Annotated in this window: 14 protein-coding genes and 1 pseudogene; 7 read left to right on the top strand and 8 right to left on the bottom strand. The window is 65.8% G+C overall.

Annotation, left to right across the window (positions count from 1 at the left end; all coding sequences use genetic code 11):
* The first annotated feature begins 57 nt into the window (after nt 1–57).
* A complete protein-coding gene (gene lipA, locus J5M67_RS14890; protein ID WP_207886252.1) occupies nt 58–1,035 on the top strand; it encodes a lipoyl synthase in 978 nt (325 codons plus the stop codon).
* A 26-nt stretch (nt 1,036–1,061) separates the two neighbouring features.
* On the opposite strand, the pseudogene J5M67_RS29570 reads toward lipA, so the two are convergent.
* Together J5M67_RS29570 and J5M67_RS14885 are read right to left on the bottom strand one after the other, a co-directional pair.
* Nucleotides 1,062–1,238, bottom strand: a pseudogene (locus J5M67_RS29570) (ABC transporter permease); the annotation flags it as partial.
* 97 nt (nt 1,239–1,335) lie between these two features.
* The gene (locus J5M67_RS14885; RefSeq protein ID WP_207886109.1) at nt 1,336–1,785 is read right to left on the bottom strand and encodes a tautomerase family protein; all 450 of its coding nucleotides are present in this window, start codon (nt 1,783–1,785) and stop codon (nt 1,336–1,338) included.
* 96 nt (nt 1,786–1,881) lie between these two features.
* On the opposite strand from J5M67_RS14885, the gene J5M67_RS14880 reads away from it, so the two are divergent.
* Nucleotides 1,882–2,856, top strand: a complete 975-nt coding sequence (locus J5M67_RS14880; protein WP_207886108.1) for a GlxA family transcriptional regulator — start codon at nt 1,882–1,884, stop codon at nt 2,854–2,856.
* Between the two features lie 135 nt (nt 2,857–2,991).
* Here J5M67_RS14880 and J5M67_RS14875 read toward each other — a convergent pair whose 3' ends face one another.
* The 6 genes from J5M67_RS14875 to speB form a co-directional block, all read right to left on the bottom strand.
* Nucleotides 2,992–3,711 (bottom strand): PA1136 family autoinducer-binding transcriptional regulator, encoded by a 720-nt coding sequence (locus J5M67_RS14875; RefSeq protein ID WP_207886107.1) that lies wholly within the window; start codon nt 3,709–3,711, stop codon nt 2,992–2,994.
* On the bottom strand, nt 3,708–4,586 hold the full coding sequence (hchA, locus tag J5M67_RS14870) for a glyoxalase III HchA (RefSeq protein WP_207886106.1): 879 nt from the start codon (nt 4,584–4,586) through the stop codon (nt 3,708–3,710). The genes J5M67_RS14875 and hchA overlap by 4 nt, the downstream gene beginning before the upstream one ends.
* Before the next feature lie 343 nt (nt 4,587–4,929).
* Nucleotides 4,930–6,615: a choline dehydrogenase gene (gene betA, locus J5M67_RS14865; protein ID WP_207886105.1), complete on the bottom strand. Its 1,686-nt coding sequence runs from the start codon at nt 6,613–6,615 to the stop codon at nt 4,930–4,932.
* 38 nt (nt 6,616–6,653) lie between these two features.
* Nucleotides 6,654–8,159: a cytosine permease gene (locus J5M67_RS14860; RefSeq protein WP_207886104.1), complete on the bottom strand. Its 1,506-nt coding sequence runs from the start codon at nt 8,157–8,159 to the stop codon at nt 6,654–6,656.
* A gap of 132 nt (nt 8,160–8,291) precedes the next feature.
* Entirely contained in the window at nt 8,292–9,800 is a 1,509-nt protein-coding gene (locus J5M67_RS14855) for an aldehyde dehydrogenase family protein (protein ID WP_207886103.1), read from the bottom strand.
* 61 nt (nt 9,801–9,861) lie between these two features.
* Nucleotides 9,862–10,833: an agmatinase gene (gene speB, locus J5M67_RS14850; RefSeq protein WP_207886102.1), complete on the bottom strand. Its 972-nt coding sequence runs from the start codon at nt 10,831–10,833 to the stop codon at nt 9,862–9,864.
* Nucleotides 10,834–11,203: 370 nt separating this feature from the next.
* On the opposite strand from speB, the gene J5M67_RS14845 reads away from it, so the two are divergent.
* The 5 genes from J5M67_RS14845 to J5M67_RS14825 form a co-directional block, all read left to right on the top strand.
* Nucleotides 11,204–12,103 (top strand): LysR family transcriptional regulator, encoded by a 900-nt coding sequence (locus tag J5M67_RS14845; RefSeq protein WP_207886101.1) that lies wholly within the window; start codon nt 11,204–11,206, stop codon nt 12,101–12,103.
* 40 nt (nt 12,104–12,143) lie between these two features.
* Entirely contained in the window at nt 12,144–13,661 is a 1,518-nt protein-coding gene (locus tag J5M67_RS14840) for a sigma-54-dependent transcriptional regulator (protein WP_207886100.1), read from the top strand.
* Between the two features lie 327 nt (nt 13,662–13,988).
* Nucleotides 13,989–14,360, top strand: coding sequence for a glycine cleavage system protein GcvH (gcvH, locus tag J5M67_RS14835; protein WP_207886099.1), 372 nt, complete (start codon nt 13,989–13,991; stop codon nt 14,358–14,360).
* Nucleotides 14,361–14,370: 10 nt separating this feature from the next.
* Nucleotides 14,371–17,244 carry an aminomethyl-transferring glycine dehydrogenase gene (gene gcvP, locus J5M67_RS14830; protein WP_207886098.1) on the top strand — a complete coding sequence of 958 codons (2,874 nt, stop codon included), beginning with the start codon at nt 14,371–14,373 and terminating at the stop codon, nt 17,242–17,244.
* A gap of 64 nt (nt 17,245–17,308) precedes the next feature.
* A partial coding sequence (locus J5M67_RS14825; RefSeq protein WP_207886097.1) for a serine hydroxymethyltransferase occupies nt 17,309–18,068 on the top strand: 760 nt, incomplete at its 3' end.

The raw sequence follows: 18,068 nt of genomic DNA, 5'->3' as shown, positions 1-18,068 counted from the left end.
CAACCTGGCCCGGCTCTTGCGTAAGACCTATCGATCTGTTCTGAACGATGGAGATCGATAGTGGAGCCTCGACACACTGCTTTTGGGCCAAGAAGCGTGCAGACCGGAGTCAAGTTACGCGGTGCCGAGAAGGTCGCGCGCATTCCGGTGAAGATCATCCCCACCGACGAACTGCCGAAGAAGCCCGACTGGATTCGCGTGCGCATCCCCGCCTCGCCCGAGGTCGACCGCATCAAGCAACTGCTGCGCAAGCACAGGCTGCACAGCGTCTGCGAGGAGGCCTCCTGCCCGAACCTCGGCGAATGCTTCTCCGGCGGCACCGCCACCTTCATGATCATGGGCGACATCTGCACCCGTCGCTGCCCGTTCTGCGACGTCGGCCACGGCCGGCCGAAGCCGCTGGATGTCGATGAGCCGAAGAACCTCGCCATCGCCATCGCCGACCTGCGCCTGAAATACGTGGTGATCACCTCGGTGGACCGCGACGACCTGCGTGACGGTGGCGCCCAGCACTTCGCCGACTGCCTGCGCGAGATCCGCCAGCTGTCCCCCGGCATCCAGCTGGAAACCCTGGTCCCGGACTACCGCGGGCGCATGGACATCGCCCTGGAAATCACCGCCAACGAGCCGCCGGACGTGTTCAACCACAACCTGGAAACCGTGCCGCGCCTGTACAAGTCCTCGCGTCCGGGCTCGGACTTCGAGTGGTCGCTCGACCTGCTGCAGAAGTTCAAGCAGAGGGTCCCCCACGTGCCGACCAAGTCCGGCCTGATGCTAGGCCTGGGCGAGACCGACGAGGAAGTCATCGAAGTCATGCAGCGCATGCGCGAGCACGACATCGACATGCTGACCCTCGGCCAGTACCTGCAACCCTCGCGCAACCACCTGCCGGTGCAGCGCTTCGTCCACCCGGACACCTTCGCCTGGTTCGCCGAGGAAGGCGCGAAGATGGGCTTCAGGAACGTCGCCTCCGGTCCGCTGGTGCGCTCCTCGTACCACGCCGACCAGCAGGCTAACCGGCAAAAAATTACTTGACCCGGAGAGGAGAACTGCAAATGGGGTAGCGTTGCTGCCGCAAGAATGGTGGGGCTGATCTGTTCGCTCATCCCCGACCATATCTGCCGGGGAAGTCGTGCGCTGTTCGACTCCCCCGAGGAATGCACAACCACAGCCTCATCGAAAGACGTCACCATCGCGAACAATGCCCCGGAGATGGTTCCCGGCCGGATGATCGGCAAAAGTCACCTTGAAAAACGTAGAAGATTCGACCGACTCAGCCCATTGCGGCCAGGGTGCCCATGACAGTTGAAATCAAGCTCCGGCCTGACATGTTATCTAGGCGCCAGGGAGAAGATGCCCATAACCGGCAGCGCGAGTGAAATCGGCCAGTCGCCAGAGACTTCCGTTCGCCCCCCATGTGCCATCGGCGATGTCCGTCAGCTGTATCGACGTCATCAACACCCGCCCATCATCCGGCTCTGCGCATTGCTCGATGGCCTGGTGCAGGCCCAGCACGTAGTCCTTGCGCATCTGCTCATCGAGGACGCCGGCAGGCACTTTGACCATGACGATGCAGGGGATGGCCTGAGCGTGCACATTCGCGCCGCCACATAGCCAATCGGCAGCCCGAACCTCCTCGATGAGCACCCAGCACAGATTGCGCTGCCGTGGATCGTTGCCTATGCGCTCATGCGCGATGGCTGCCTCGCTGACGCGTTTCAACAGGCGCTCACGTTGCGGCTCGCTGAAAGCTCCGGTGGGTACCTTGATCAGGATGTTGGGCATGGCTGAAACCTTGACGATGGATTGGGCCGCTATTGGGCCTGGCGTTCGCCTCTTGCAAAAGTGTCTGATCCGTCCTCTTTCGGGCATAATCCGACAATGCATGATTTCACCATTCTGGTCGTACCAGGGGCATTCGCCTCGAGCGTGGCCTCCACCCTGGACATCCTCGCCACCGCGGCAAACGTCGGTGAGCGACGCGGCCTGGCCACACCGCGCTGGCGGGTTTGCGGTCCGCAACCGGGACCGGTGACGCTGGGTCATGGTTTGCTGCTGGATGTGGAACCGATGGAGCAAGGCGCCGAGGACAACTCCTGCTGGGTCATACCGGGGATCGGCGTCAGTGACCTGGGCCAGCTGGAGCGGCGCCTCGCGGAACCGTGGACAACTCCCCTCCTCTCTGCACTGAGCAATCACATCGCGAACGGCAAGGAAGTTGCCGCGTCGTGCTCTGCCGTCTTTCTTCTGCATGCAGCCGGGCTGCTGGGAGGCCGGAGGGTGACAACCTCCTGGTGGCTGGCACCGCACCTGCAGACACTCGCACCAGGCTGCCGCGTAGACCCGGACTTCATGGTACTGGCCGATCCCCCACTGACCACGGCGGGTGCCGCCTTCGCTCAAACCGACCTCATGCTGCACCTGCTACGCCGGCGCCTTTCCCCTGAAATCGCCGACACGGTGAGCAAGGCTCTTCTGCTCGACCGTCGGCAACTGCAGTCGCCTTTCGTCATCCCCGCCGTGCTGGTGCAAGGTAATGCCCTGATCTCGCGCCTGACCGCGCAGATCGAGGAATCGCTGCCGGAGCTTGCGGGAGTCAAGGCACTCGCCGCGAGTGTCGGCATGTCCGAGCGGACCTTGTCGCGCCACGTCCACAAGGCGACGGGGCACTCCACTCGGCAACTCATCCAACGGGTGCAGCTGAACAAGGCGCGAGCGCTTCTCGAATCCGGCCAATATTCCGTCGAAGCGGTTGCAGCGCAGGTCGGCTATCAGGACCCAACGGCTCTCCGACGCCTGTTGCGCCGCCTGTTGAACGCGACCCCGCGGCAATTGCGCCATAGTCGATCGGCTTGACGCTCCGCCACTCCAGCACATCCGCCTTGGGTCGGAAGTGAACGCCGGGCAAGGGCAGCTTTCCGGCCAAAAGCAGCCATGGCCATAAGGCAGGCTGCTCCGGTTATCAGCACACACGTGCTCATCCTGCGGCCTCTAGCCCTCCAGATCACCGTTGCGCATGGCAATGGTGATGGCCTGGGCAGTCGTTGCAACGCCAAGACGGCGGCGCGCCGAACGCAAATGGTTTTCCACCGTACGCTCCGACAGACCGAGTGTTGCGGCGATATCCGCCTGACGTTTTCCTGCAGCAGTCCACGCCAGAACTTCGCGCTCACGCTCGGAAAGCTTCCTGTACACCTCGCCTACCGGCGCTTCGAGCAAGCGGCGGGCGGAGAAGAATGCGGCCCTGGCCACAATGCTCAAGGCCAGGCGAACCCGGGGAGTCGATTCCACCTGCTCCCCGCCAAGACTCATGGCGCCTTCAAGCCCAAGCGGACCGAATACGGGTATTTGCACCCCATGAACGCCGGGGCCCGTTGGCGTGCATACCACCCGGTAAAGCTCGCCGCCATTGCCTTTCACCTTGCTCCAGTAAAAGGGCTCACGGGACTCCAGGATATGGCGGGTCACCGGACAGCGTCGGACATAGGTCTGTGCGTCGACCGTAGCCTGGTCATCGAACCAGTTACCCTCCACCCAGTAGATTCGTTCGACCACTTCGTCCCGTGCAGATGTGGCGGAAAACAGGACAAAGCGGTCGTAACCAAAGGGCATGGCAAAGGCGCGGATCGCTTCCCGGATCACCGAAAGCGTTTGCGCACTCTCGATCGCAAGGACGGTTCGAAATGCCGCCTCGGCCACGTTCTGAGTCACCCCGCTGCAACCTCCTTCAGCAACGCGGCGGCCGCCAGCTTGCCCAGCGCGTTGCCCGCAAGCGGGCTGTCACCGGTGAGCAGCTTCCGGTCCTGGTGGGTTGCACCGGAGATGTCCTTGTTGATGATCTCCAGCCCCAACGCCTTCAGTTCTTCGCCGAACCGCCAGGTCAGATGGCCGGGCATGTAACCGATGTCAGGGGTCTTCGCGTCAAGATCATCGGGGAACGCGCAGATCTTGTAGCCGTTGTAGATGCAGGTGTCCCGGCTTTCACCGATGCCTGCTGCGAGCAGAGCTGCGGGGCCATGACAAAGGGAGATCACGAACTTGTCGTTGTCCGCAGCCCACTGAAGGACCTTCTTCACGTCTTCGCTCTCGGGCAGACCGATCAAGGCCCCGTGCCCGCCCGGAATGAACACGCCGATATAGTCGGAGTCTTCTCCCAGCTTCTGCTCGATCACATCAGCCAGCTTGAGCGGGGTCTTGAACTGATCGCGATACTTGGCGTACTGCCCTTTCACCTCGGCGTCTTCGGAGGGCATGGCCCAGAACTCGAATTTGACCGGGTTTCCGGACAGGGTCGCGATGTCGAAGGCAAACCCGGCCTTATCCACGTGGTACATGGGCAGCAATGTCTCTACGGGGTGGTTTCCTGTCGAAAACATGGTGCCGTTGTCCGTCAGCAAATAGCGCTCATCGGCCCCGATCATCAGGACCTTCCAACGCCCGCCGCGATAGGGGTTCGGATAGTCGGCACCGCTGAGGTCGGATTTGGGTGACGTGAACTGGCTGAGCGAGTACGGCGAAGGGAAGAAGGCATTGTCCTCGGCCGGGTCAGGGGTCGGACGCTTGTCGTCGGTCTGTACGGTAGCCATGGTTTTTCTCCATCGATCGGGTCGATTACCTGGAGCAATGCTAAGGAGGCGCAACACCCTCAGACAATGAGGGTTTTCCCTCAACGCCTACGCTGAGTCACACGAGGCGGATGCCAACCTCAACTGCAATCAGTAAGTCTAGCCGCACAACCTGGACTCCTTCAGGCTGAAATCTGCCCGTCGCGACCGGCAGAAGCCGGCCAGTAGCTGCCCTTTACAGAGGGGCAGCTATGAGTCGAAAACAGCCATTCGCGCATACCCGCAATCGCCCCACGGCCCTCAATGGCTGAGCCCCTCAAACACGACGCCAGCCCCAGCGGCCGGCGTCGCCCTCCGTCAACGATCAGGCCCTGACCTGGCGCACCGGCGCCCTGCTCCGCTGCTGCTCCTCCCAGTCCTCCACCACGCCCACCGGCACGTTCGCCGGTGCCAGCATCTCGCGGCCGCGCACCAGGTCGGAGGCGCGTTCGGCGAGCATGATGGTCGGCGCGTTGAGGTTGCCGTTGGGCTCGGTGGGGAACACCGACGAGTCGATCACCCGCAGGCCCTGGAGGCCGCACACGCGCAGCTCGGAATCGACCACCGCCAGTTCGTCCTCGCCCATGCGGCAGGAGCCGCAGGGGTGCATGGTGCTTTCCATGTTGGCGCGGACGAAGGCATCGATTTCCTCGTCGGTCTGCACCTGCGGGCCGGGCGCCAGTTCCTCGCCACGGAAGCGGTCCATGGCTGGCTGGCCGATGATCTCGCGGGTCAGGCGCACGCAGCGGCGGAAGCCCTCGCGGTCCTCCTCGCTCTCCAGGTAGTTGAAGCGGATTTCCGGGTGCTGGTACGGGTCGGCCGAGACGGCGCGCACGTAGCCCCGGCTCTTGGGTTTGTTCGGCCCGGTGAGAATCATGAAGCCGTGGCCCTTGAACGGCTTGTCGCCGTCGTAGCGCATGGCCGCGGGCAGGAAGTGGAACTGGATGTCCGGCCAGCGCAGGCCCTTGGAGGAGCGGATGAAACCGCCGGCCTCGAAGTGGTTGCTCGCACCCAGGCCGTCCTTGAACAGCAGCCAGCGCAGGCCGATCAGCGCCTTGCCCAGCAGGCTCATCTTGCCGTTGAGGGTGACCGGCTCCTTGCAGGCGTACTGGATGTAGATTTCCGAGTGGTCCTGCAGGCTCTCGCCGACGCCCGGAAGGTCGTGCAGCACCTCGATGCCGGCCTTGCGCAGCACCGCCGCCGGACCGATGCCGGAACGCTGCAGCAGGTGCGGCGAGCCGATCGGGCCGGAGCTGACCAGCACTTCGCGGTTGCAGTAGACGGTGTGGGTCTTGCCGCCCTGGTCGTATTCCACGCCGATGGCGCGCTTGCCTTCGAGAAGGATGCGGCGGCTCATGGCGTGGGTCACCACGGTGAGGTTCGGCCGCTCCATGGCCGGGCGCAGGTAGGCGTTGGCGGTGGACCAGCGCACGCCGTTCTTCACCGTCATGTGCATGGCGCCGAAGCCTTCCTGCATGTAGCCGTTGCAGTCGTCGGTCTTGATGTAACCGGCCTCGGCGCCCGCCTCGACCCAGGCGCCGTACAGCGGGTTCTGCATGTTGTTGCCGTTGTTGGTGGACAGCGGCCCTTCGGCGCCACGGTAATCGTCGCCGCCGAACTTGTAGCCCTCGGCGCGCTTGAAGTACGGCAGGCAGTTGCGATAGCCCCAGCCCTTGGCGCCCAGGGATTCCCACTCGTCGAAGTCGTAGGCGTGGCCACGGATGTAGACCAGCCCGTTGATCGACGAGGAGCCGCCCAGCACCTTGCCGCGCGGGCAATGCAGGCGGCGGTTGTCGAGGTGCTTCTCGGCGGCGGTTTCGTAGCGCCAGTTGTATTTTTTGGTGTTCATCGGGATGGAGAAGGCGCTGGGCATCTGGATGATCACGCTGCGGTCGCTGCCGCCGAATTCCAGGACCAGGACCGAGGTACGCGGGTCTTCGCTCAGGCGATTGGCCAGGACGCAGCCGGCCGAACCCGCACCAATGATGATGTAATCGTATTTGTTAGTCATTTCGGATCTCGCTGGGCGCGGGGGGCCGCGCCGTTCGGTTACCAGGCCTTGCCGGTGGAGAAATGCGGCGTGGCGCTTTCGATCTGGCGAATCAGCTGTTCCTCCTTATCGAGGTCCAGCGACAGGCACAGCAGGTAGTAGGCGATGCCGGAGACGATCAGCCCGACCAGCCAGGCCATGTCGACGCCGCCGATCATCCGCGCCAGGGGGCCGACGAAGATTTCGTCCGCGCCGTTGTAGATGGTGAAGAACGGGATCATCACCACGAAGCCGATCAGGTAGGCGATCAGTCCGCGGCTGCCCCAGTGGCCGTAGATGTTGTCCTGCGGCATGAAGAAGTGCGGGATGGCGTAACGGCCCTTGCGCACAAAGAAGTAGTCGGTGAGGTTGACGGCGGTCCAGGGCACCAGGAAGTACAGCATTACCACCAGGTACATGTTGAGCACCGACAGGCCCGAGCCCGAGGCGTTGATGGCGATGGCCATGCCCAGTTGCAGCAGCACTACGAAGAGGATCGCCCAGATGCGCACGCGGGGCGTCGGCTTGATCTTCCTGAACGAGTCGACGCCGGTGAGGGTGGTGAGCTTGGCGCTGTAGATGTTCATCGCGATCACCGGCAGGAACGCCAGGATGGTCAGCGCCACCATCAAAGTGCCCAGCTGCGGCGCGAAGCCCGCGCCCACGGCGTTGAGCGCGACCAGTACGTCGGTGGTGTGCAGGTGCTCGGCCAGCCAGCCGCCGACGGCGATCATCCAGGCGCCGGACAGCGAGGCCCCGAGGAACACGGCGAGGATCAGCTTGCCGCTGGAGGTGTTCTTCGGCAGGTAGCGCGAGTAGTCCGAGACGTAGGGCGCATAGGCGATGTTGTAGCTGGCGCCAGCGGCGAACTGGGCGACGAAGCCGACCCAGGTGAAGCCCAGGGCGACAGTCTCGGTGCTGCCGGCGGCAGCGGGCGCGGAGTGCACCCAGCCCATCAGCACCGCGAGCGAGAGCAAGCCGTAGAGCGGCAGCGAGAGGAACAGCGACCACTTGAAGGTGCGGTGCATCCAGTCGTGGCCGAGGATCGCCAGCAGGGTCGCCGGCACCGTGACCGCCAGGGCCACCTGCATCGGTCCCCATTGGAACAGCGTATGCAGCCCCTGCATCATCAGCACCAGGTTGACGATGTTGAAGCCGGCGAAGACGAACAACGTGGCGAACAGCACCAGGATGACCCCGCGATAGCCGAACTGCGCGCGCGACTGGATCATCTGCGGCAGCCCCAGGTGCGGGCCCTGGGAGCCGTGGAAGGCCATGAACAGGGTGCCGAACATGATGCCGAGGGTGCCGGCGATCATCGTCCACAGGGCGTTGAGGCCAACGCTGGGGCCGACGAAGCCGATGGTCATGGTGAAGAAGGTGAAGTTGCCGACGAACCAGAACGGGCCCTGGGTCGACAGTTTGTCGGTGCGCTCGTGCTCCTCGATGAAATCGATGGAGTGCCCTTCTATTTCCAAGCCGCGCGCTCCTTCGGAAAGGGGGGCGGTCTGCGAATCTGCTTTCATGGTTCTCTCCGGATTGTTCTTGTATGGAGTCTCACCAGCAGGCACCGCACCTGAATTCGAGTCTGTTACGACGCGGGCTCCAGGTACAGCGCCTCATGCATCAACGATATGGCGATTGGCCAGGCGGCCCGATCAGGGCAATGTGATCCACACCGCCTTGGTTTCCAGCAGGTACTCCAGCTGCTCCGCTCCCATATCCTTGCCGTAGCCGGACTGCTTGTAGCCGCCGAAGGGCATCGAGGGATCGAGGGTGCTGTGGGCATTGACGTAGACGGTGCCGGCACGCAGGCGCGGGATCAGCCCATGCACCCGGCCGAGGTCGTTGGAATACAGCGCCGCCGCCAGGCCGAAGCAGGAGTCGTTGGCCAGCGCCAGGGCTTCCTCCTCGTCGTCGAAGAGCGCGGTGACCAGCACCGGGCCGAAGATTTCCTCCTGGACTATGCGCATGTCGTTGCGGCAGTTGGCGAAGATCGCCGGCTGCACGAAGAAGCCGGGGCCTTCCACCGGCTGGCCGCCGTAAACCAGCTCGGCGCCCTCCTCCTTGCCGGTCTGGATGTAGGCCAGCACGCGCTCCTGCTGCTGCTTCGACACCAGCGGGCTGATGAAGCAGTCGGCGTCCAGGCCCGGCGCCATCTTCAGGCTGGCGGTGTACTCGGCCAGCTCGCGGAGGAACTCGGCGTAGATGCTGCGGTGCACGTAGGCACGGGTGCCGGCGTCGCAGACCTGCCCGGAGTTGAAGAACACGCCGTTGGCCACCGCCTGGGCGGCTGCCTTGATGTCCGCATCGGCGAAGACGATCACCGGCGACTTGCCGCCCAGTTCCAGGGTCAGGCGCTTCATCTGGTCCATGGCGGCCTTGCCGACGTTGCAGCCGACCGGGGTGGAGCCGGTGAAGCTCAGCTTGTCGATGCCCGGATGCTCGGCCATCGCCGCGCCGACCACGCTGCCGCGACCGCTGACGATGTTCACCACGCCGTCGGGAATCCCGGCTTCCTGCACCAGCTCGGCGAAGCGCAGTGCCGACAGCGAGGTCAGCTCGGCCGGCTTGACCACCACGGTGCAGCCCACTGCCAGCGCGGCGCCGAGTTTCCAGGCCATGGTCTGCAGCGGGAAGTTCCACGGCACGATGACGCCGACCACGCCCACCGGCTCCTTGCGGGTGTAAGCCACATAGTTGCCGGGCAGCGACGGTTCGACGGTGCGGCCGTGGATCTTGCTCGCCCAGCCGGCGAAGTAGCGGAAGGTGTCGATGGTGCCCTGGATGTCCACGGCCCGCGCCTGGGCGACGGACTTGCCCATGTCGACCGATTCGATCTCGGCCAGCTCGTCGCCGTTGGCTTCGATCAGGTCGGCCAGGCGATGCAGCAGGCGCTCGCGCTCCAGCGGCTTGAGCTGACTCCAGGCGCCGCCGTCGAATTGCGCGCGGGCGGCCTGCACGGCGCGGTCCAGGTCGGCGGCGGTGCCCATGGGGATACGGGTCAGCGCGGCCTCGGTGGAAGGCTCGATGACCTCCGCCGTGGCGCCGTCGCTGGCATCCAGCCACTCACCGCCGATGAACATCTTCTGCGCCTTCGACAGGAAGCGCTGGGTGGCTTCGGAAATGCCGAAGCGCTGCAGGTAGTCTTTGACCTTGGTGTCCACTCTCATGTCCTCGTAATGGGGCGGGCGTCGGCGCCCGCCGCTTGCATGACGGTTGCCGGGCTCAGCGGGCGCGAGCGCGGGCGTGGAAGATGAAGCCGATGCTGTTCATCAACAGCTGCGCGGCGAGGATCGAGGTGACGCCGGCGGGGTCATAGGCCGGCGCGACTTCCACCAGGTCCATGCCGACGATGCGGCCGTGGCTGCGCTTGGCCAGCGCCTGGATGATTTCCAGCACCTCGTAGTACTGGAAGCCGCCGTGGCTGGGGGTGCCGGTGCCGGGGGCGATGGACGGGTCGAAGCCGTCGATGTCGATGGTGATGTAGTAGTTGCGGTCCTGCGGGATCATGTCGACCACTGCGTCGCAGCCCAGGCGGCGCACGTCGCGCACCGAGAGGATCTGCGAGCCGGACTCGCGGGCGGCGTCGTAGTCGGCGCGGTTGGACGAGGACACGTTGCGGATGCCCATCTGGGTCATACCGACGATGTGGTCCATTTCCGAAGCGCGGCGCAGCGGGTTGCCGTGGCCGTAGCGCACGCCGTGGCGCTCGTCGACGAAGTCCAGGTGCGCATCGAAGTGCACGATATGGATCGGCCCGCGTCCTTCGAAGGCCTTGATCACCGGCGCGTGGATCGAATGGTCGCCGCCCAGCACTACCGGCATGGCGCCGGACGCGAGGATCTGGCGCACGGCGGATTCGATGTTGGCGTTACTGGTTTCCATGTCGGTGTGTACGATGTCGGCATCGCCCACGTCCACCATGCGCACCTGGTCTTCGGTCAGGTAGGTGGCGTCGTCTTCGTGGTCATAGGCGCCGGCGTGGCCGAAGGAGAACAGCGTGGATGCCTCGCGGATACCGCGCGGTCCGAAGCGCGCGCCGGAGCGCCACTGGGTGCCCATGTCGTTTGGCGCGCCGAGGATGGCCACGTCGGCATCGATGGCGTTCCAATCGGTGCAGATGGGCGACTTGGCGAAAGTGCAGTGCCCGACGAAGGGCAGGTTCAGGCGGCCGGACTCGTAACCGTGCTTTGCCATGGTCGTGCTTCTCCATTTCTTGTTCTGTTGAGGAGGTGGGGCGGCGGGGAGCGCCCTTGGACCGACTATGGGCGCAGGTAAGCAACAGAAAAATGCGCAAGTTCAGATACTCACATCGGCTCTGCCGAAGTATCCGCCGCTGCCCTTCTCTAGCTTTCGCGCGCCCGCGCAGGTGTCTGGAACGCGCCTTTCAGCGATTACCCAGGGTGCCAAGGCCTGCGAATAGCGGGCGCTGCACGATCCGGCCAGGCACTTTTGCAACGCCCCCGCCGTTGCGATTCCCGGCGCCGCCGGTTTACCTTGGGAAAAACAAGACGATCCCGCGCTCATATCAGCCCAGGCGATGTGACCAGTCGGACAGGAGACACCGGTGATCCAGCTGCACGACGTCGATCTGAAACTCCTCAGGGTGTTCGCCACCATCGTCCGCTGCGGCGGTTTTTCCGCCGCCCAGGCCGCGCTCAATACCGGCCAGTCGACCATCAGCGAACAGATGACGCACCTGGAAACGCGCCTGGGGGTCAAGCTCTGCCAGCGCGGGCGCAGCGGCTTCCGCCTCACCGAACAGGGCGTCGCCATCCACGAGGCCACCCAGCGCCTGCTGTCGGCGGTGGAGAGCTTCTGCATGGACACCGACGTGCTCAAGCAGCACATCAGCGGCCAGCTCAACCTGGGCATCATCGACTCGACCCTGACCGACCCCGACTCGCCGCTGCCGCGCACCACCCAGCGCTTCGTCTCGCGCGGCCACGACGCCCACCTGAACGTCTACATCGGCGCGCCGGCCGAGCTGGAAGAGCGCGTGCTGGACGGCCGCCTGCACCTGGCCATCGGGCACTTCCCGCTGCGCGTCGCCGGGCTCTCCTACCACCCGCTGTACAACGAGGCCCTGGGCCTGTACTGCGGTCGCCGCCATCCGCTGTTCGCCAGCCAGGCGCAGAACGGCCGCCTGCTCGAAGAGGTTCGCAGCAGCCGCATCGTCGCGCGCGGCTACATGCAGCAGTACGACCTGGAACAACTGGGCGTGAGCAAGGCGGCGGCCACCGTGGAGAACATCGAGGCGGCGGCGATCCTGATCATTTCGGGTGCCTACATCGGCTTCCTTCCGGCACACTTCGCCGAGCAATGGGTGAAGACCGGCGAGATGCGCCGCCTGGGCGCCAGCGCGCTGAACCTGATGTCGCCCTTCGACGCCATCACCCGCCGTGGCGCGGCGCCGCCGCCGATCCTGCGCGCTTTCCTCGAAGACCTGGCGGCCTGCGCGCGCTGACCCGAAGATACTGAACGCACACTTTCCGTAGAGCCTCTCCATGCGCATCCACGTCAGCTTCATCGACCGCGTCGGCATCACCCAGGAAGTCCTGGCGCTGCTGGTCGGCCGCAACCTCAACCTCGATGCCGTGGAGATGGTGCCGCCGAACGTCTACATCGACGCCCCGGCGCTGAGCTTCACCGTGCTCGACGAGCTGCGCGGCGCGCTGCTGCAGGTGCGCGGGGTGGAAGCGGTAACCGTGGTCGACATCCTCCCCGGCCAGCGCCGCAGCCTGCAGCTGGATGCCCTGCTGGCGGCGATGAGCGACCCGGTGCTGGCGGTCGATACCGAAGGCCGCGTGCTGCTCGCCAACCCGGCGCTGCTGCAGTTCTGCGAGCAGCCGCCGGAGGGCCGCCTGCTGTCCGAACTGTTCGACGACCCGGCGCTGGCCGCCACCCTGGTGGAACAGGGCTTCCGCGTGCCGCTGGGCGAAGTCACCCTGCGCGGCCAGGCGCTGCTGCTCGACGCCACGCCGATCCACGAGAACGACAACCTCACCGGCGCCCTGCTCACCCTCTACCCGCCGAACCGCATCGGCGGCCGCCTGGCCGCGCTGCACCACGACCACGCCGAAGGCTTCGACGCGCTGATCGGCGACTCGCAGCCGGTGCGCGCGCTCAAGGCCCGCGCCATGCGCGTGGCGGCGCTCGACGCGCCGCTGCTGATCCATGGCGAAACCGGCACCGGCAAGGAACTGGTGGCCCGCGCCTGCCACGCCGCCAGCGCGCGCAGCGCCCAACCCTTCCTCGCGCTGAACTGCGCGGCGCTGCCGGAAAGCCTCGCCGAGAGCGAGCTGTTCGGCTACGCCCCCGGCTCCTTCACCGGCGCCCAGCGCGGCGGCAAGCCGGGCCTGCTGGAGCTGGCCCACCAGGGCACGGTGTTCCTCGACGAGATCGGCGAAATGTCGCCCTACCTGCAGGCCAAGCTGCTGCGCTTCCTCAGCGACGGCTGCTTCCGCCGCATCGGCGGCGACCGCGAGGTGAAGGTCGACGTGCGCATCCTCAGCGCCACCCACCGCGACCTGGAGAAGATGGTCGGCGAAGGCAGCTTCCGCGAAGACCTGTTCTACCGCCTCAACGTGCTCAATCTGGAAGTGCCGCCGCTGCGCGAACGCGGCCAGGACATCCTGCAACTGGCTCGGCACTTCATGCAGCACGCCTGCACGCAGATCCAGCGCCCGCCCTGCCGGCTGGCCGCCAGCGCCTTCCCCGCGCTGCTCGGCAACCGCTGGCCGGGAAACGTACGCCAATTGCAGAACGTGATTTTCCGCGCCGCCGCCGTGTGCGAGGGCACGCTGGTGGAAATCCACGACCTGGACATCGCCACCGCCGTGGCGCCCCTGGCCAGCGGCGAGATCGGCAGCCTGGAAGAGGCCGTCGAAGGTTTCGAAAAGGACCTGCTCAGCCGCCTCTACGGCAGCTACCCCTCCACCCGGCAACTGGCCGCACGCCTGAACACCTCCCACAGCGCCATCGCCACCCGCCTGCGCAAGTACGGTATCCCCGGCAAGGCCTGAGCCAGCGAAAGCGCTCAAGGACGAGCCTTTCAGCCAGTCGTATCGAATTCAATACATCGTACTCATTTCAATACATGCAGCTCCCCGCCTAGCCCTGCGCGGCCTGACCACAGGCCGCCGCAAGCCGACCCGGAGCTAGCGTATCGAATTCAATACACACGCACCACCAAAACCCTCCTCTATAAATCATAACTATTTGATTTATATGTAAAAAATAAAACTGGCATTCGCCTTGCTCTTACTTCCTCGACACCGCTCGTTACCCGACACGAGCCAATCCCAATCGCCCGCCTGAAGAAGCGGCGAGTCTGACCCCGAGGAGTTCCCATGAGCCAAGTGCGCTTTACCGTCGAACACGAATGGCTGCGTCTGGATGCCGATGGCCTGATCACCGTCGGCATCACCCACCATGCCCAGGAAGCCCTCGGCGACGTGGTCTTCGTGCAACTGCCCGAGCCGGGCACCTACGACGCCGGCCACGAAGTGTCTACCGTGGAATCGGTGAAGGCGGCCAGCAACATCCTCATGCCGCTGGACGGCGAGGTGGTCGAAGTGAACACCACCCTCGAAAGCTCCCCGGAGCTGGTCAACGAGGACGCGCAGAACGGCGGCTGGTTCTTCCGCATGCGCCCCAGCGACGCCGACCAGTTCTCCGCGCTGCTCGACGAAGCCGCCTACCAGCAACTGATCAGCGCCTGAGGAACCCACCATGGCCAGCCATGACAATGCCCTGGGCACCCAGGACGAATTCGTCGCCCGCCACATCGGCCCGCGCGACAGCGATGTCCGCGCCATGCTCGAACTGCTCGGCTACGCCGACCTCGAAGCGCTGACCGCCAGCGTCATCCCCGAGAGCATCAAGGGCAGCAGCGTGCTGCCGCTGGGCGCCGGCCAGAGCGAAGCCGAAGCGCTCGCCGCGATCAAGGCCATCGCCGGCAGGAACCAGCTGTTCAAGACCCACATCGGCCAGGGCTACTACCCCTGCCACACCCCGGCGCCGATCCTGCGCAACCTGCTGGAAAACCCGGCCTGGTACACCGCCTACACCCCCTACCAGCCGGAAATCTCTCAGGGCCGCCTGGAAGCCCTGCTGAACTTCCAGACCCTGGTCAGCGACCTGACCGGCATGCAGATCGCCAACGCCTCGCTGCTCGACGAAGCGACCGCCGCCGCCGAGGCCATGACCTTCTGCAAACGCCTGTCGAAGAACAAGGCGGCCCAGGCCTTCTTCGCCTCCGTGCACTGCCACCCGCAGACCCTCGACGTGCTGCGCACCCGCGCCGAGCCGCTGGGTATCGAAGTCGTGGTCGGCGACGAGCAGGCGCTGACTGACTTCAGCCCCTACTTCGGTGCCCTGCTGCAGTACCCGGCCAGCCACGGCGACGTGCTCGACTGCCGCGCGCCCATCGCCGGCTTCCATGCCACCGGCGCCCTGGTGGCGGTAGCCGCCGACCTGCTGGCCCTGACCCTGCTCACCCCGCCGGGAGAATTCGGCGCCGACGTGGTGCTCGGCAGCGCCCAGCGCTTCGGCGTGCCGCTGGGCTTCGGCGGCCCGCACGCGGCCTACTTCGCTACCCGCGATGCGTTCAAGCGCGACATGCCCGGCCGCCTGGTCGGCGTCTCCATCGACCGCTTCGGCAACCGCGCCCTGCGCCTCGCCATGCAGACCCGCGAGCAGCACATCCGCCGCGAGAAGGCCACCAGCAACATCTGCACCGCCCAGGTACTGCTGGCCAACATCGCCAGCATGTATGCCGTCTACCACGGCCCCAAGGGCCTGAAGAAGATCGCCCAGCGCATCCACCAGCTGACCGCCGTGCTCGCCCTGGGCCTGGCCAAGCTGGGCGTCAGCGTCGAGCAGGACAGCTTCTTCGACAGCCTGACCCTGAACCTCGGCCAGGCCGACCAGGTCGCTGCCGCCCATGAGCGGGCGAAGGCCGCGCGGATCAACCTGCGCCGCGTCGATGCCCAGCGCGTCGGCATTGCCCTCGACGAAACCAGCACCCCGGCGGATGTCGAGCAACTCTGGGCGCTGTTCGCCAACGGCCAGGCCGCGCCGGACTTCACCGCCCTCGCCGCCTCCGCCGCCAGCCGCCTGCCGGCCGCGCTGCTGCGCCAGTCGGCCTTCCTCGAACATCCGGTGTTCAACCGCTACCACTCGGAAACCGAGCTGATGCGCTACCTGCGCAAACTGGCGGACAAGGACCTGGCGCTGGACCGCAGCATGATCCCGCTGGGCTCCTGCACCATGAAGCTGAACGCCGCCAGCGAGATGATCCCGGTCACCTGGGCGGAGTTCGGCAACCTGCACCCCTTCGCCCCCGCCGAGCAGGCCGCGGGCTACCGCGAGCTGACCGACGAGCTGCAGGCCATGCTCTGCGCCGCCACCGGCTATGACGCCGTGTCGCTGCAGCCCAACGCCGGCTCCCAGGGCGAGTACGCCGGTCTGTTGGCGATCCGCGCCTACCACGCCAGCCGTGGCGAAGGTCACCGCGACGTCTGCCTGATCCCCTCGTCCGCCCACGGCACCAACCCGGCCACCGCACAGATGGCCGGCATGCGCGTGGTGGTCAGCGCCTGCGACGCCAAGGGCAACGTCGACATCGCCGACCTGCGCGCCAAGGCCGAGGAGCACCGTGAGCGCCTGGCCGCGCTGATGATCACCTACCCCTCGACCCACGGTGTGTTCGAGGAAGGCATCCGCGAAATCTGCGCCATCGTCCACGACAACGGCGGCCAGGTGTACATCGATGGCGCCAACATGAACGCCATGGTCGGCCTCTGCGCGCCGGGCCGGTTCGGCGGCGACGTCTCCCACCTGAACCTGCACAAGACCTTCTGCATCCCCCACGGCGGCGGCGGTCCGGGCGTCGGCCCGATCGGCGTGAAGGCGCACCTGGCGCCCTTCCTGCCGGGCCACGGCGAGCAGCTGGAGCGCAAGGTCGGTGCGGTGAGCGCGGCGCCCTTCGGCAGCGCCAGCATCCTGCCGATCACCTGGATGTACATCCGCATGATGGGCGGCGCCGGCCTGCGCCGTGCCTCACAGCTGGCGATCCTCAACGCCAACTACGTGGCCCGCCGCCTGGAAGAGCACTACCCGATCCTCTACAGCGGCGGCAACGGCCTGGTCGCCCACGAGTGCATCCTCGACCTGCGTCCGCTCAAGGACAGCAGCGGGATCAGCGTCGACGACGTGGCCAAGCGCCTGATCGACTACGGCTTCCACGCCCCGACCATGTCCTTCCCGGTGGCCGGCACGCTGATGGTCGAGCCGACCGAGAGCGAATCCAAGGAAGAGCTGGACCGTTTCTGCGACGCCATGATCCGCATCCGCGAGGAAATCCGCGCGGTGGAACGCGGCGAGCTGCACGCCGAGGACAACCCGCTGAAGAACGCCCCGCACACCGCGGCGGAGCTGGTCGGCGAATGGACGCATCCGTACAGCCGCGAACTGGCCGTGTTCCCGGTCGCCGGCCTGATCGACGGCAAGTACTGGCCGCCGGTGGGCCGCGTCGACAACGTGCATGGCGACCGCAACCTGATCTGCGCCTGCCCGTCGCTGGAAAGCTACCAGGAAGCCTGAAGCCGCTGGCGCGGCCCGGCCTCTGCCGGGCCGCGCCCCACCCGACATTCGTGAGGATTCATCCATGTTCAGCAAGCACGACCAGATCCAGGGTTACGACGACGAACTGCTCGCGGCGATGGACGCCGAGGAGGCCCGCCAGGAAGACCACCTCGAGCTGATCGCCTCGGAGAACTACACCAGCAAGCGCGTCATGCAGGCCCAGGGCAGCGGGCTGACCAACAAGTACGCCGAAGGCTATCCGGGCAAGCGCTACTACGGTGGCTGCGAGCACGTGGATAAAGTCGAGCAGCTGGCCATCGACCGCGCCAAGCAACTGTTCGGCGCCGACTACGCCAACGTCCAGCCGCACTCCGGCTCCTCCGCCAACGCCGCCGTCTACCTGGCCCTGCTCAACGCGGGCGACACCATCCTCGGCATGAGCCTGGCCCACGGCGGCCACCTGACCCACGGCGCCAAGGTCTCCTCCTCCGGCAAGCTGTACAACGCCGTGCAGTACGGCCTGGACACCGCCACCGGCCTGATCGACTACGACGAAGTCGAGCGCCTGGCCGTGGAGCACAAGCCGAAGATGATCGTCGCCGGCTTCTCCGCCTACTCCAAGACCCTCGACTTCCCGCGCTTCCGCGCCATCGCCGACAAGGTCAGTGCGCTGCTGTTCGTTGACATGGCCCACGTCGCCGGCCTGGTCGCCGCGGGCCTGTACCCGAACCCGCTGCCCTACGCCGACGTGGTCACCACCACCACCCACAAGACCCTGCGCGGTCCGCGTGGCGGCCTGATCCTGGCCAAGTCCAACGAAGAGATCGAGAAGAAGCTCAACT

Origin of the sequence: Pseudomonas sp. 30_B, assembly GCF_017491605.1 — a bacterium.
Taxonomy (GTDB): domain Bacteria; phylum Pseudomonadota; class Gammaproteobacteria; order Pseudomonadales; family Pseudomonadaceae; genus Pseudomonas.
Note: the sequence above shows the minus strand (reverse complement) of the source record. Positions and strands in the feature narration are given on the sequence as shown.

Coding starts and splice junctions, on each gene's coding strand:
- betA (WP_207886105.1), bottom strand. CDS start 6,615: ATGACTAACAAATACGATTACATCATCATTGGTGCGGGTTCGGCCGGC.
- gcvP (WP_207886098.1), top strand. CDS start 14,371: ATGGCCAGCCATGACAATGCCCTGGGCACCCAGGACGAATTCGTCGCC.
- speB (WP_207886102.1), bottom strand. CDS start 10,833: ATGGCAAAGCACGGTTACGAGTCCGGCCGCCTGAACCTGCCCTTCGTC.
- J5M67_RS14840 (WP_207886100.1), top strand. CDS start 12,144: ATGCGCATCCACGTCAGCTTCATCGACCGCGTCGGCATCACCCAGGAA.
- J5M67_RS14860 (WP_207886104.1), bottom strand. CDS start 8,159: ATGAAAGCAGATTCGCAGACCGCCCCCCTTTCCGAAGGAGCGCGCGGC.
- J5M67_RS14885 (WP_207886109.1), bottom strand. CDS start 1,785: ATGCCCAACATCCTGATCAAGGTACCCACCGGAGCTTTCAGCGAGCCG.
- J5M67_RS14880 (WP_207886108.1), top strand. CDS start 1,882: ATGCATGATTTCACCATTCTGGTCGTACCAGGGGCATTCGCCTCGAGC.
- gcvH (WP_207886099.1), top strand. CDS start 13,989: ATGAGCCAAGTGCGCTTTACCGTCGAACACGAATGGCTGCGTCTGGAT.
- hchA (WP_207886106.1), bottom strand. CDS start 4,586: ATGGCTACCGTACAGACCGACGACAAGCGTCCGACCCCTGACCCGGCC.